The 15327-nt window shown below is 49.4% G+C and carries 9 protein-coding genes and 1 other RNA gene; 5 read left to right on the top strand and 5 right to left on the bottom strand.

All coding sequences use genetic code 11. The annotated features are described in order from the left end of the window. Positions 1–135: 135 nt before the first annotated feature. Positions 136–1224, bottom strand: a complete 1089-nt coding sequence (locus QN379_RS18725; protein ID WP_323507290.1) for a lytic transglycosylase domain-containing protein — start codon at positions 1222–1224, stop codon at positions 136–138. 537 nt (positions 1225–1761) lie between these two features. Between QN379_RS18725 and ubiD the strand changes: the two genes are divergently transcribed. From ubiD to QN379_RS18700, 5 genes are all read left to right on the top strand, one after another. Further along, positions 1762–3246: a 4-hydroxy-3-polyprenylbenzoate decarboxylase gene (gene ubiD, locus QN379_RS18720; RefSeq protein ID WP_323507289.1), complete on the top strand. Its 1485-nt coding sequence runs from the start codon at positions 1762–1764 to the stop codon at positions 3244–3246. 110 nt (positions 3247–3356) lie between these two features. Further along, positions 3357–3455, top strand: an RNA gene (gene ffs, locus QN379_RS18715) — signal recognition particle sRNA small type. Positions 3456–3735: 280 nt separating this feature from the next. Next, positions 3736–4878 carry an efflux RND transporter periplasmic adaptor subunit gene (locus QN379_RS18710; RefSeq protein ID WP_323507288.1) on the top strand — a complete coding sequence of 381 codons (1143 nt, stop codon included), beginning with the start codon at positions 3736–3738 and terminating at the stop codon, positions 4876–4878. 150 nt (positions 4879–5028) lie between these two features. Next, positions 5029–8130 (top strand): efflux RND transporter permease subunit, encoded by a 3102-nt coding sequence (locus QN379_RS18705; RefSeq protein ID WP_323507287.1) that lies wholly within the window; start codon positions 5029–5031, stop codon positions 8128–8130. 42 nt (positions 8131–8172) lie between these two features. Further along, positions 8173–8754, top strand: coding sequence for an isochorismatase family cysteine hydrolase (locus QN379_RS18700; RefSeq protein ID WP_322237260.1), 582 nt, complete (start codon positions 8173–8175; stop codon positions 8752–8754). A 1-nt stretch (position 8755) separates the two neighbouring features. Here the strand turns inward: QN379_RS18700 and QN379_RS18695 are convergent, their stop codons facing one another. From QN379_RS18695 to QN379_RS18680, 4 genes are all read right to left on the bottom strand, one after another. Then, a complete protein-coding gene (locus QN379_RS18695; RefSeq protein WP_322237262.1) occupies positions 8756–10150 on the bottom strand; it encodes a heavy metal sensor histidine kinase in 1395 nt (464 codons plus the stop codon). Next, positions 10147–10839 carry a heavy metal response regulator transcription factor gene (locus QN379_RS18690; RefSeq protein ID WP_323507286.1) on the bottom strand — a complete coding sequence of 231 codons (693 nt, stop codon included), beginning with the start codon at positions 10837–10839 and terminating at the stop codon, positions 10147–10149. Before QN379_RS18690 ends, QN379_RS18695 begins: the two co-directional genes overlap by 4 nt. Before the next feature lie 156 nt (positions 10840–10995). Continuing rightward, positions 10996–14157 carry an efflux RND transporter permease subunit gene (locus tag QN379_RS18685; protein ID WP_322237266.1) on the bottom strand — a complete coding sequence of 1054 codons (3162 nt, stop codon included), beginning with the start codon at positions 14155–14157 and terminating at the stop codon, positions 10996–10998. Next, the gene (locus QN379_RS18680; protein ID WP_323507285.1) at positions 14154–15320 is read right to left on the bottom strand and encodes an efflux RND transporter periplasmic adaptor subunit; all 1167 of its coding nucleotides are present in this window, start codon (positions 15318–15320) and stop codon (positions 14154–14156) included. The genes QN379_RS18685 and QN379_RS18680 overlap by 4 nt, the downstream gene beginning before the upstream one ends. Between the last annotated feature and the right edge of the window lie 7 nt (positions 15321–15327).

Genomic DNA, 15327 nt, shown 5'->3' with positions numbered 1-15327 from the left:
GGCGATAGCCCGCTAATTCTTGCCGATTGAATTTCTCTGCCGGAATTTATCGAGACGGCCGTGGGAATACGCTTACTGTTATTGACCGCGCACCATATTTTGTATGGTGGCCCAATTTTTCAGGCCAAACCAAGTTTAAATAACAGCATTATGATCAGATGTTGATTCCGATTGATGCCGTTTGAAGTCTTTGACATCTGCGGCTGCTTCTGCCGGCATTGTACTCACCTCATCAGGAGTAGTCGCCGGCGCTTGCGTCACAACGTGCACAGGACGTTGTTTTGGTGCGAAGTTCGGAACCACGGCACCGCGCGAGGATACGTTTTTCCCTGTGGCAACATCTTGCAGGCGACGATACTCGGCAAGTACACGACTGCCGTAGCCGCCATCATTGGCAAAAGCCGCCGCACCAACGTAACGTTTTAGACCAGCCTCAACTGAGCCGCCTTGAACGACGTAATCCTTCAGGATGAGCGATCCGACCTTAATATTGGCAGCTGGATTAAGGGCCGCTTTTACACCACCAAAGTTCTCAAATTTTTCTTGATGAACTTTTGACATTACTTGCATGAGTCCTTGCGCGCCAACAGGACTTTCGGCAAACGGGTTCAATCCCGATTCGATCGCCATCACGGCTAAAATCAGAAGCGGATCAAGTTTGGTTTCCTTAGCAGTCTTGTACGCGGTGCTGACAAACATATTCGTCGCGTCACTGGCCACGCGATAACGTTTTGACAGCCAGTTGGTGACCCACTGTTGCTGATGCGCATCCGACGTTTTCATAATTGGGCTCTTTGCTTTACCCAATTGAGGCTGATTTGACGGGTTCTGCGCCACTGTCTCAGCGATTGCAGCCAGATTATTGGCGGTACGCGCTTCAGTATCAACCACATCGCTCTCATCGACTGCTGATACCGCTGGCAGCGCAGACCGTATCTGGCTAGTCGGCATAAATGCCGAAAGACCTTTAAATCCGTCGACTAACTCTGGTTTTGCGACTAAGGTTGTTACACCGATAACGGAAATCAGTCCAACCATTAGCACAGCCATACCTGCCATGCCAGTGCTACCAATGACGTCGCTTACGGTGCTCCGGGCAGTCGATAGTGCATTTACTGTCAGACTGGCAGATTGAGTGCCTAGTTGTTTTACTGCATCTAACGGTGTTTGATGAGGGCCGACTCTGACCCTTGTAGTTCCTACTTTTATTGATCGTGCTAACAAATTGAACCTCCTGTATCGTTGCGTTGCATGCAGCGGCCCAAATGGGCGCATAAGCCAAAACATCGGCTAAATCCCGCATACAACGTAATCAATATCGCTTGGCGCTTCCTTGAGCCTGAAAAGGCTCCTACTTATATATGGCGCAAAACAACGTTTTGTTTGCAGTCGACTGGTGGTTAGGAAAATCACATTCGGTTTAATGTGCCGACCAGTTGCAAACAAATTTTTTGGGAAGGCTGATGCCTTTTGCTACATTCCTTAAAATATCATCGTTTAAAAATGATATTTGGGACCCCAAATCCCGTGTGTGGTGAGAGCTGAAAATGCGGTGGAAAGGGCGTTTCGACCCCTGTTGACTTCACCTAGACTGCCGCGCATTGTAGGGGGCGGTTTATATCAAGTCAACACTATAGAACATAGATTCTATTACTTTTAAATCTAATGATTGCAGGTGTACGGGGGTAAAAGTCAATAGAATCAATGGCTTGGCTGAAATGCTTAAATTGTAGGCTTCACAAATAGAAACACTCAAAACCCATGAAATATACCGATTTACGTGATTTTATTGTCAAGTTGGAGCAGTTAGGAGAGTTGAAACGTGTTTCTGTCCCCGTTTCTCCCTTTCTTGAAATGACGGAAATATGTGATCGGACCCTTCGCGCGTCCGGTCCGGCATTGCTATTTGAAAGCCCCACTGGCCACACAATTCCGGTTTTGGGTAACTTATTTGGAACTCCTCGACGTGTCGCGTTGGGTATGGGGGTCGACGATGTCAGCGAGTTGCGTCGTATTGGGCACGTTTTGGCACGCTTGAAAGAGCCAGAGCCTCCAAAGGATTTTAAGGATTTATTGGGCCTGGGCTCTTTAGTGAAATCGCTATGGGATATGGCGCCTAAAGAGCGTCGTTCGGCACCATGTCAGGAAATAGTCTGGGAAGGTAACGATGTTGATCTCGCAAAATTGCCAATTCAGCATTGCTGGCCAGGGGATGTTGCACCATTAATTACATGGGGCCTGGTGATTACTAAAGGGCCGCATAAAAAACGTCAGAATCTTGGTATTTACCGCCAACAAGTGCTGTCGCGGAATAAGGTCATCATGCGCTGGTTGGCGCATCGCGGTGGTGCGCTTGACTTTCGTGAGCATGCAATTGCCACTGGCGGCAAACCGTATCCAATAGCGGTCGCGCTCGGCGCCGATCCCGCTACTATATTAGGAGCCGTGACGCCGGTTCCGGACAGCTTGTCTGAATATCAGTTTGCAGGATTATTGCGTGGCAGTCGCACCGAGTTGGTAAAAGCTGTTGGATCTGAATTGCGCGTTCCGGCTTCGGCAGAAATTGTGCTGGAAGGCCATATCAATCCAGACCCCAATCATCCTTCTGGCTATGAAATGGCGCTTGAGGGGCCGTTCGGAGATCACACCGGTTATTACAACGAGCAAGATTATTTTCCTGTATTTACGATTGACCGTATTACGATGCGCCCGTCACCGATTTATCATTCGACTTATACCGGTAAACCGCCCGATGAGCCAGCCGTACTCGGCGTGGCGTTAAATGAAGTTTTTATTCCATTATTGCAAAAACAGTTTACTGAAATAATCGATTTTTATTTGCCGCCGGAAGGATGCAGTTACCGCATGGCCGTGGTTCAAATCAAGAAGGCGTACGCCGGTCATGCCAAGCGTGTGATGTTTGGCGTGTGGAGTTTTTTGCGGCAGTTTATGTACACCAAGTTTATTATTGTGGTCGATGAGGATGTCAATATTCGCGACTGGAACGAAGTAATCTGGGCGATCACGACACGGGTTGATCCATTGCGCGATACCACGCTGGTCGATAACACGCCGATAGATTATCTGGATTTCGCTTCTCCGGTCAGTGGCTTAGGAAGCAAGATGGGGATTGACGCCACGAATAAATGGCCCGGTGAAACGACGCGCGAATGGGGGACAACTATTTCGATGACGAAAGAGGTAAAGGCGCGCGTGGACCAAATTTGGCAAGAGATGGGTTTATAGGCTGTCGACAACCCGCTTCTAGCCGGTTGCATTCAATTGAATTTTTGATGAGGCAGCGTTACCACGAAAAAAAAGCTTCCATTTGTCGATGATGCGGTACAATCTGGGCTGGCGGGCCCCTGCGCATTGTGGCATGGTGAATCTGGTCAGGTCGGGAACGAAGCAGCCACAGCTATTTCCCGCAAGTGCCGCAGACAAGGCTCGCCTCTTAATTTCTCGCGGTTTTTCTTGTTATATTCTTTATATTCTCTTTCCGCACGTGCTTGAGCGCTGGCCAAGCTTCATTTAGCTGAGAATTGCATCACCAGTATTAAGTTGTCATTGCTGGTTTGTGCATCCTACGTCTTAAATAATAACGATTATCACAGGATCGGTCTGCAACTAAAAAGTTGCTGGCTTCAGTCCGTTTGTTTATTTCTATTGTTTATTTTGCGTTATATTTGCAGGATATTTCAATTTGGTCGCATCTACACTTTTCAGAATCCTCCTATGCGCGTCTCCTATAAGTATTCTCTTATTTTAGCGGGACTGGCATTGGTCGGTTCGGCTAGTTATTTTGGCCTTCGCGGAAAACCTTCTGGCACTGCTCAAGTCAGTGAACAAGCCCCGCAAATGGTCAGAACCAGCATAGCAGAACAAAAAACCATACCGATTACGGTAGCGGCCAACGGATATGTTACCGCTATCAATACTGTAGACGTCCGCCCACAAATACAAAACGTAGTACGACAGGTTCATGTACGCGAGGGGCAGGACGTCAAGGCCAACCAGCTTCTGTTTACCCTCGATGAGCGTAGCGATACTTCTGGCGTGGATAAGGCCCGGGCGCAACTGGCGATGGATAAAGCTAATCTGAATGACGCGGAAATGGTGTTAAAGCGCAATCAGGATTTGCTGGTACAAAAATTTGTCTCGCAAGCGGTGGTGGATAGCGCGACGAACAAAGTTAACTCTCTGCGTAGTGTGGTGCAAGCCGATCAGGCCATGGTTCAGTCTAGTAGTATTGCTTTGGGCTTTAATCAAATTAAGGCCAGTATAAGCGGTCGCATCGGCGCTATCAGCGTGCATCCGGGCAGTTTGGCCCAGCCAAGCGGCGTGGCGATGGTTACGATATCTCAACTGGATCCGATAGCAGTCAGCTTTTCACTGCCGGAAAGAGAACTCCAATCGATCCGAGCCAGTTATCCAAATGGTGACGCACCGGTCACGGTGCAAATATCCGCTACGCAACAGTTGGTTGGTAAATTGATTTTTATCGATAATACGGCCGATACGCAAAGCGGCACTATTCGCATGAAAGCGCAGTTTGACAACGCCAAACGCATTATGTGGCCCGGCACATACGTTAACGTACGTCTGGTTTCACGGACGTTGACCGACGCTGTGATTATTCCTGCGCAGTCTGTTGTGACAGGCCCAACCAACAAGTTTGTCTATTTGGTTAGTGCGGATAACACGGTCAAAATGCAAGCGCTTGAGGTCACTGAAATTACAAATGGGCACGCCGCTGTGACTGGCTTGACGGTAGGTAGCCGCGTGGTCATTGAGGGCATGCAAAACTTGCGCTCCGGAGTGTTAGTCAAAGAATCGCAGACGAAACCGCCAGCAACGGGGCCAGAAGTGGCTATTTGATTTCATTGCTCTGAACGTAGCTAGTGCCAACTCACTTTTTTAGCGAAAAGCAAAAATGCAGAAGTGGCGCATTCCCGAACTAAAGTCTGGTAGAAATCCGAACATGGCCGAAATATGGTTGGTCCGATCTAATGAGCAGAAAAGATTAATGTGAATATCTCCGAACTGTGTATCCGTCGCCCCATAATGACCGTGCTGTTATCGGTGGCGATCGTCGTACTTGGCGTTTTTTCCTATTCGAAACTGCCGATCGCGGCGCTACCGAGCTACAACACGCCGGTGATTAACGTCAGCGGGTCATTGCCCGGTGCAAGTCCCGAAATCATGGCGGCATCGGTGGCGACGCCATTGGAAAAACAATTTTCGACGATTCCGGGGCTGGCGACTATCAGTTCAACCAATACGCTAGGCAGCACGTCCATCACGCTGGAATTTAACTCAGACCGTGATATCGACGCGGCAGCAGTCGATGTGCAGGCGGCACTCTTGCGTGCCCAACGCAATTTGCCTGTGGAGATGACCTCTTTACCGGCCTATCGCAAAGTCAATCCAGCTGATGCGGCAGTGTTATTGCTGGGATTGACGTCTCCGTCGCTTTCTTTAGCGGACTTGAATGACTACGCAGAAAATCTGATCTCGCCTTCGCTGTCGACCATCGCCGGTGTTGCGCAGGTGGCGGTGTATGGCCAACGCCGCTATGCAGTGCGCGTGAAAGCGAAGTCGGATCAATTAGCCGCACGTAACATGACCATGGACGAATTAGCGATTGCCATCAAAGCGGCGAACGCGAATAGTCCGGTTGGGGTATTGGATGGACCACGTCAAAGTTTAACTATTCAGGCCAATAAGCAATTGGCTAACGCGGCAGCATTCTCTGATCTGGTGATCAAAAGCCAGGATGGTTCCAGCATGCGCCTCAAAGATGTGGCCGAGGTTGAAGATAGCGTCGAATCCACCAAAAGCGGAAGTTGGGTGAATGGCGAACCATCCATCGTACTAGCCGTTCAGCGTCAGCCCGACGCTAATACGGTAGCGGTGGTGGATGCGGTAAAGGCCACTTTACCGCAATTTAAGTTGCAAATGCCAGCGTCAATTAACGTACATATATTAAACGATAGATCAGTCTCAATCAGAGATGCGATTGCCGACGTTAAACACACATTGTTGCTGACGGTGGTGTTGGTTATATTAGTTATTTTTCTATTTTTGAAGCGCTTGTCGGCGACGGTAATTCCCGTACTTTCGCTGCCGATTTCATTGATTGGATGTTGTGCATTGATGTTGTGGTTTGGGTATAGTCTGGACAACATATCCTTGCTGGCAATTACGATCGCGGTTGGTCTGGTGGTGGATGACGCCATTGTGATGCTTGAAAATATCGTCCGTTATGTTGAGCAGGGAATGGACCCGATGACTGCTGCGCTTAAAGGGTCGAAAGAGGTCGGATTTACGATCATCTCTATTTCCATCTCACTGGTCGCGGTCTTCATCCCGATCTTTTTTATGCCTGGCGTGATAGGCTTGATGTTTCATGAATTCGCTGCTGTCGTCTCATTGGCGATTATGGTTTCAGCGGTCGTGTCCCTGACATTGGTGCCAATGTTGTGCAGCCGTTATTTAAAACATCAAAATCACGAGCAAGATGGTTGGTTAAGTAAGGGCTTTGAACGCGGTTTTCACGCGGTACTGAATACCTATACGCGCGGTCTCGATTGGTGTTTGATGCATCGGCATTGGGTATTGGGTGGCGCGGTCGCAACATTTGTTCTAACCGGCGTTTTATTTGCCACAAGTCCCAAAGGTTTTTTCCCCACAGAAGATATCGGACAGATCGGCGCTACGGTTGAAGGGCCGCAAGATATATCGTATCCGGCCATGGTTAACATGGTACGCAATGCTTCAGAAATTATCGGAAAAGACGTCAATGTTGAGAGTGTGACTTCGCGCGTCAGCGGCACCAATAGTGGTTCGTTGTTCATTGGTTTGAAAGCCCGCAAGGACCGCGCGACCATGGATCAAGTATTGGAGGGACTCCGTGCAAAATTGAGTGGTGTAGCCGGCATGGCGGTATATATGACACCGGTACAAAATTTGCGTCTCGGCGGTCGTTCCAGTAAGAGTCGCTATCAATACACGCTACAAAGCGTGCGCGCTGACGAGTTGACCGAATGGGCAGAACGGATACAAGTAAAAATGCGCGCTGATTCAATGTTCCGCGACGTTACCAGTGACTCTCAAATGAATGGTCTGCAAGCCAGCATTAACATTGACCGTGATCGCGCCAATGATGCTGGTGTTCAGATTGATGACATTCGTACCGCACTTTACAGCGCTTATGGCGACCGTCAGGTTTCCACGATTTTCACCAGCAGTAATAGTTATCAGGTTATTTTACAAGGCAACAATTCCGGTCATCAGGATGAGGCCGATCTCAGCAAAATTTATCTGCGAAGTAAAACCGGCATCTTGGTCCCCTTGCTCAGCGTGGCCACCGTGAAGCGCGAACCGACAGCGCTTTCGGTGAATCATCAAGGGCAATTACAGGCGGTCACCATTTCCTTCAATCTTGCACCGGACGTGCCACTTGGCAACGCCAGTCAAAAGATTGATCTGATTAAAGCAGAGTTGAGTCTTCCCGCCAGTATCATTGCAACTTACGGAGGTGACGCCGCAGTGTTTCAATCATCACAAAGTAGTCAGGTTGTTTTGCTTGTGTTGGCGGTTGCTGTGATTTATATTTTGCTCGGCGTACTGTATGAAAGTTATATTCATCCGATCACGATTTTGGCGGGTTTGCCATCGGCCGCGATTGGCGCTTTATTGGCGTTACGTATTTTTGGTTTCGAACTGACGCTGATTGCCACAATCGGTATTTTGATGCTGATTGGTATCGTTAAGAAGAACGCGATTATGATGATTGACTTTGCACTAGACGCCCAGCGTAGCCAGGGTTTGAGTCCGGTTGAGGCGATCCGTACTGCCTGTATTTTACGGTTTAGACCAATTATGATGACCACTTTGGCGGCCTTGATGGGAGCGATTCCTATTGCCTTAGGCCTGGGTGCTGGTGCGGAGTTGCGCCAACCGCTCGGCGTGGCGATCGTTGGCGGATTATTAGTTTCTCAAGTGATCACGCTGTTTATTACGCCTGTGATTTATTTATTGCTGGATCGTTACAGTGGCACTGGGCCGTTGCAGTTGATTGGTGACAAGCTTCCGCCAAAGGTGCAGCAAAGTCCTCAGCTGAGTTAGCGCTCAACCATGCCACAAACACCATAATCTGAACGGGTGACTATGTCTGACGCTTTAACAATCAATCCAGCTCGCAGTGCGTTACTGGTAATGGATTTTCAGGCACCTATTTTAGGTTTGCTAAAAGATCCGACACCCGTTCTGACGGCAACTGCTGCAACCATCGCCGCAGCACGCAAAGCTGGTTTACCTGTCATTTACATCGTGGTCGGATTTCGTCCCGGACATCCGGAAGTCAATGCACGCAATAAAATGTTCAGTGGGATCAAGAGTGCGGGATGGTTGGTCACGGACTCACCCGGCGCAGATATTAACGCAGCAGTTAAGCCCGCAGTCACGGATGTGGTGCTGCTCAAACATCGGGTTGGCGCTTTCAGCACGACTGCGCTTCAGACTATTCTAAAAGCGCGTGATATTGATACATTGCTGTTGTGCGGCGTCTCTACCAGCGGCGTCGTATTGTCGACTACCCGCGATGCGGCAGATGCTGACTATCGACTTTTTATTGTAGAGGATGGTTGCGCAGACCCAGAAGCGGAGGTTCATCAATTGCTGATGCAAAAAGTATTTCCGCGTCAGGCCGAAGTAGTGCGCTCGGAGCAAGTGTTAGCTGCACTGGCTTAATTTAGCTTTTTAATGGTTGAACTGCGGTTCGTACGCTAAATCCGATCGTCGTCATGCCGTCCGTGCAGGACGCAAATACGCTACCGCCATGCATTGTTGCCACCGCTCGGACTATCGCCAGACCCAGTCCGTAGCCATGCTGTTGGCCTTGATCGTGGCGTGCAGCATCTACGCGATAAAAGCGATCAAATAATCGGTTTAAGTGTGATTCTGGAATCGGTTCGCCCGGGTTCGAAACCGCAATTTGTATCACGTCGTTTTGCTGCGTGATCGTCACGATAATCTGTGCTTCGGCGCTCGAATGTTGAATCGCATTTTGTAGCAGATTGCTCATGGCGCGACGAAATAGCGCCGTTTCTATAGGCGCTTCTACGTTCACATCGCCAGCGATACACACCGTCATGTGAGAATCATCCAGAATGCATTCAAAGAACTCCACTGTTTTACTGACTTGAAGCGCGATCGACGCCACAATCAGACCCGTAGCGTGCGTTCCCTGGTCTGCTCGTGCTAGAAATAGCATATCGTTGATGATCGACCGAACGCGTTCCAGATCCTCCAAATTCGATTGCAATACGTCTTGGAACTCAGGTGCAGTGCGCTCTCGCGAGAGAGCAACCTGAGTAGCACCGATTAAATTTGCCAATGGTGTGCGTAGCTCGTGCGCAACATCCGCATTGAATCCTTCAAGTTGTGTGTACGCGTTTTCGATCCGGTCAAGCGCACCATTAAAGGTCGTCGCCAAATTCGATAGCTCGTCTGGTAATCGGGCGACTTGCAGCCGCTGAGAGAGCGCTTTTGGACTCAGTATCTGGGCTTCGTTGGAAAGTTGTTTCAATGGGCGCAAGCCAACTTGGGCGATCCAATAGCCGAATAACATGACAAGTACAACACCCGCCAGCGACAAACTGATCAACGCAATGACGAACGCACGCAAGGTATGAAAATATGGTTCTGAGTCTATACCGACGATCAAACGGACAGGCGGTCGTTGCTCAAAAGCGTCAATGGTTTTGGTCATCGTTAGTAAGGGATATTCGCGCTTGCGAAGCTGCATGGTGCCCAAGCCATCACGATCCCGCTGCAAATCGTCTATTTCAGCCAACCCCCTACCGTACTGAAAGTGGGAGTCGTCGCTTAAAACCCAGAACCGTCTACTGCCGTCGGTCGGCGTTAGAGTATCCAGTTTTGCCTGAACACGTGGCCAGCGTTCTGCGCTGCCGTTATGTTCAATCATGTACTGCATGTCTTGGAATATCGTATGCAATTCTTCTTGCTGATGTCGTTGAAGTTCGCTGTGGACGACGCTGTAAAGAGACGCGCCGATGAGTGAAAACGTCAACAAAGCAGCGGCGGCAAACATCGCTACAAGACGGACTGTAATAGAGCGCTTCATTCGGACTTTTGATCCTTCCTCAGTTCCAACACGTAGCCCATTCCGCGAATGGTGTGGAGTAACTTTGGACTAAATGGTATATCCATTTTGGTTCGAAGCCGTTTGATAGCGACTTCCACGACATTGGTATTGCTGTCAAAATTCATATCCCAGACCAGTTCGGCGATCGCCGTTTTGGATAAAATTTCACCTTGTCGGCGCGCGAGCACAACCAATAATGAAAATTCCTTGGCGGTCAGATCGATGCGGGTCGCACCGTCTCCGCGATAAGCTTTACGGCTCAGTAGATCAATTTGCAGATCGCCGATACGTAGTTGGACAGGTTCCTGGGTTCTCCCACGTCGGGTTAAAGCTTGCAGTCTCGCCAACAGTTCGAGAAATGAGAACGGCTTGATCAGATAATCGTCGGCGCCATCATGCAAACCTTTGATCCGGTCCTCAACGTGGTCTCGCGCTGTCAGCATGATGACCGGCGTGTGCTTGACGGTGCGCAGTGCGCGCAATACAGAAAATCCATCAATTCCGGGCAACATCACATCCAGCACGATGACATCGTAATCGTGTTGCAATGCTAAGTGCTGGCCATCGACGCCGTTGTGCGCCAGGTCGACTGTACAACCTTGTTCCGTCAATCCTTTAAAAAGATAATCGGCAGTCTTTAGTTCATCTTCGACTATGAGAATTTTCATACTTGGATCAGTCTCCGGTACTTCACTTATATTGTATCGGTAACGCTCACGGTACTTTTGGCGTATCTTAGATTCATCCAAAGTTACCGTGCTTGAAGCTCATTTAACAATAATTCGACAACACTTCTAGACCGATTAAAAAGCAACTCCCTATTGTTACTCAAGTACCGGCGAAGCGTTCTTTGCTGCTGCCTTACGTTCTTTGCGCTCTTTCTTACGACGTTCGTACCAGAAGTGAGTGCGATCCAGATACAGGTAAATGACCGGCGTGGTAAATAGCGTTAAGATTTGCGACAAAATCAAACCGCCCACCATTGCATAACCCAATGGACGACGCAATTCCGACCCTGCGCCGTGGCCTAGCATCAATGGCAATCCACTCAATAGTGCGCACATCGTCGTCATCATGATGGGACGGAAGCGTAGCAAGCAGGCCTGGAAAATAGCATCTTCCGGCGACATTCCTTTTTCGCGTTCGGCCGTGAGCGCAAAGTCCACCATCATGATGCCATTTTTTTTCACAATCCCGATCAATAATATGATCCCGATTAATGCAATCACACTGAGATCATAACCGCCTAACATCAAAATCAACAGAGCGCCGACTCCCGCCGAGGGCAGTGTAGACAGAATCGTCAGCGGATGGATGTAACTTTCATACAGCAAGCCGAGCACAATATACACGGCAACCAACGCTGCGGCGATCAAGTACGGTTGTGACGAAAGGGAATCGCCGAATGCTTTTGCCGCGCCCTGAAAGGCACCGCTTAATGTGTGCGGAACGCCCATTTCTTCTTGCGCTTTTTGAATTGCAGTAACGGCGTCGCCAAGCGCTACGCCCGGAGCCAGATTGAACGAAATCGTCACAGCCGGAAACTGACTTTGATGGCTAATCGATAGATAGCCGGTCTTGGTTGTGTCCACCTTAATAAAAGTTGATAACGGAATCTGTTGTCCGGTCAACGGCGAGGTCATGTACAACTTGTCAAATAATGCAGGATCGGTCTGCAATTTTGGCGTTACTTCGAGTATCACGTGATAACTGTTTACCTGCGTAAAATATTGCGCGACCTGACGCTGTCCAATGGCGTCATAAATAGTGGAATCAATCAACGCAGGGGAAATGCCAAAACTTGATGCACGTGCGCGATCAATGGTCAGGGTCGCCGTTGCTGCCGCATTTTGCTGATCGGAGGCGACATCGGTCAATGCCGGTAATTGACGGAAGCGCGCTAATAATTTTGGTGCCCACACATCAAGTTCTGATAAGGAGGAGTCGGTAATCGTATATTGATATTGGGTGCGGGATAAACGTCCTCCGACGTTAATATCCTGGCCGGCCTGCAAGAACAGATTGACGCCCTGAACTTTAGCAAGCTGCGGACGCAATCGTGTAATCACCTCGTCAGCAGTCGAAGTACGGCCTTCGTCTTTTGGCTTCAGGCTAATAAAGAAATTGCCAGTATTGAACGTTGTCTGCCCTCCGCTCATACCGAAACCGGTCACATCCGGATCCTCGCGAATAACGTCGGCAAGCTTCAACATTCTGCCATTCATCGATGCAAACGATGCATCCTGTGCGGACTCCGCAAAGCCGAAAATAAAGCCGGTATCTTGTTGCGGGAAAAACCCTTTAGGAATAATCACGAACAACACCACTGTAGCGACTAAAGTACAAATAAATACGCACAGAGTAATGAACTGATGGCGCATGACAACATGCAGACCGCGTTTATAGCCATCCAGCATCGCATCGAATCCGCGCTCAAATAATAGCGCCAGGCGACCGTGTTTTTCGTCATGATGATTGCGCAAAAAGCGTGAACAAAGCATTGGTGTTAACGTCAGTGAAATAATCACCGATATCACGATGGTCAAGGTCACAGTGATTGCAAATTCGCGGAACAAACGTCCAACAATGCCGCCCATCAGGAGCAGTGGAATAAACACTGCTATTAATGAAACCGAAATAGAAATAATCGTAAAACCGATTTCACCCGCGCCTTTATACGCTGCTTCCATCGGTGACATGCCTTCTTCCACGTAACGATAAATATTCTCCAACATCACAATCGCATCATCGACTACAAATCCCACCGCAATGGTGAGCGCCATTAGCGACAGATTGTCGAGACTAAAGCCGATCAGATACATAACCGCTGCTGTGCCCATTAATGCCAATGGCACGGTGACACTGGGAATTAATGTTGCTGGGATATTGCGCAGGAACATAAAGATAACCATCACCACCAACGCAATTGTCAGCATCAGCGTGAGTTCTACATCCAGCACGGATGCGCGGATTGTTTGCGTGCGATCTATCAGCGTGTTGACGCGCACCGAGGGTGGGATTGCTGCCTGCAAGCGTGGCAACGCGGCCTTGATCCGGTCGACTGTTTCGATCACGTTGGCGCCCGGTTGTTTGGTAATCGCCAGCACGATCGAGCGTCCATTGATCACTGTGCTGTCGGCTGGTGCGGCTTTACCTGCATAGGCCCAACCGGCAACTTTCATGTTTTCAGGCGCATCAATTGCAATACCGATGTCACTGACACGTATCGGCGCCCCGTTTTTGTACGCCAGCACCATGTCATTCCACGGTTTGGCTTTAAGTAATTGGTCGTTGGTATAGACGGTAAAGCTTTGCTTGTCGCCATCAATCGTACCTTTTGGCTGATTGACGGTCGTACTGGCTATAACGCCACGAATATCTTCAAGGTTCATGCCCAGCGCTGACATTTTGGTCGGGTCAACTTGAATCCGAATCGCAGGCTTTTGTGCGCCACCGATATTCACTAATCCAACGCCGGTAATCTGCGAAATTTGTTGCGCCAAAATATTATCGGCGTAATCGTTGACTTCAATTAGTGGCAGAGTCGACGATTGCACAGCCATGACCAGAATCGGTGAATCGGCCGGATTAATTTTGCGGAAGGTAGGCGGGTTCGGTAAGTTAGCCGGTAGTTGACCGCTGGATGCATTAATAGCAGCCTGCACGTCAAGTGCGGCCGCATCAATATTCCGGTTTAAATCAAACTGCAGCGTAATTTGAGATGATCCAAGCGCACTGGCTGAGGTCATTTGCGATAAACCGGCAATCAATGAAAACTGACGCTCCAATGGTTGGGCAACGTTGGATGCCATGGTTTCAGGGCTAGCGCCCGGCAGATTCGCAGATACCTGAATCGTTGGAAAATCAACCTGCGGCAACGGGGCGACCGGCAACAACGGCCAGACCGCAACGCCTACCAGCATAATAGCAATCGCTAAGAGCGTCGTCCCAATAGGACGCTTTATAAAGGCTGCCGAGATGCTCAATTAGTCGCTCCTTTTGCTGGTGCGACCGGCGTATTGGTTTCAATAATCTTGACGCCAGGTTTGAGCTTATATTGGCCGTCAATGACCACCTTTTCGCCATTTGTCAGGCCGGTATCGATAACCGCTACACCTTCCTGTATTTGTGCGACATGCACCGACTGTGCTTTGACGCTAGTGTCGGGATTCACGACATAGACGTAAGTACCATCCTGACCGCGTTGAACTGCCGCGGCCGGTAACGTTAACGCCTGCGGGATGTCAGTCAGGTAGAGACGGACGTTGACATATTGTCCCGGCCATAACACATGAGTCGGATTCTCAAACGTTGCCTTAAGCTGCACTGTCCCTGAAGTGGTATCAATCTGGTTGTTAAGCAAACTCAGGCGACCTGTGGCTAGTGCCTGATTACTCTGCCGATCATAGGCAGCGACTTTCAGCGGCAATTGATTTCCGTGAAGGGCCTTATTAATTGCTTGAAAGTTTTCTTCGGGCAATGTAAATAAAGTGGTGATTGGATCGATTTGGTTGATGACGACCAGACCATTGGTGTCCGTGGCGTGCACAACATTGCCTGCATCGACTAATCGCGCCCCGACGCGACCACTGATTGGCGCGCTGATAGTGGTGTAGCTCAGTTGCACCTTGGCATAACTGATCTGCGCATCGTCGGTTTGTATTGAAGCTTCGAGCTGCGTCACTAACGCTTTTTGCGTGTCGAGTGTTTGTTGGGTGGCAGCATCTTGCTGACGTAGCACGGTGTAACGTTGCAAATCCAGTTTGGCATTGCTGCTTAACGACTGGTCTTTCGCTTTTTGTGCTTGCGCTTGTTCCAGTTGTGCTTGCAATGCACGTGAATCGATTTGTGCTAACAATTGTCCTGCCCTCACATCCTGGCCTTCAATGAAAGCAACTTTCTGCAGTTGACCATCAATCCTGGTTCTGACGACGACCGTTGCATTGGCAGTGACGGTGCCAACACCGCTCAGATAAATTGGCATGTCTCGCTGTGTGACCAGCGCGGTTGTTGCTTCGACCGGTGGGATCTGATTAGCGACAGGAGCAACAACTTTGTGCTTTACCTTCCAGATACCGACAGCAATCAAAATCAAAAGAACAGCGCCAATGATATGTGTTGAGCGGCGGCGGAAAAATGGTGTGGACATGTGGTTA

It is taken from the genome of Glaciimonas sp. Gout2, assembly GCF_035018905.1.
In the GTDB taxonomy this organism is placed as follows: Bacteria; Pseudomonadota; Gammaproteobacteria; order Burkholderiales; family Burkholderiaceae_D; genus Glaciimonas.
Note: the sequence above shows the minus strand (reverse complement) of the source record. Positions and strands in the feature narration are given on the sequence as shown.

Excerpts from the sequence above, each read along its gene's own strand:
- ubiD (WP_323507289.1), top strand. The coding sequence starts at position 1,762 with ATGAAATATACCGATTTACGTGATTTTATTGTCAAGTTGGAGCAGTTA.
- QN379_RS18710 (WP_323507288.1), top strand. The coding sequence starts at position 3,736 with ATGCGCGTCTCCTATAAGTATTCTCTTATTTTAGCGGGACTGGCATTG.
- QN379_RS18700 (WP_322237260.1), top strand. The coding sequence starts at position 8,173 with ATGTCTGACGCTTTAACAATCAATCCAGCTCGCAGTGCGTTACTGGTA.
- QN379_RS18695 (WP_322237262.1), bottom strand. The coding sequence starts at position 10,150 with ATGAAGCGCTCTATTACAGTCCGTCTTGTAGCGATGTTTGCCGCCGCT.
- QN379_RS18690 (WP_323507286.1), bottom strand. The coding sequence starts at position 10,839 with ATGAAAATTCTCATAGTCGAAGATGAACTAAAGACTGCCGATTATCTT.
- QN379_RS18680 (WP_323507285.1), bottom strand. The coding sequence starts at position 15,320 with ATGTCCACACCATTTTTCCGCCGCCGCTCAACACATATCATTGGCGCT.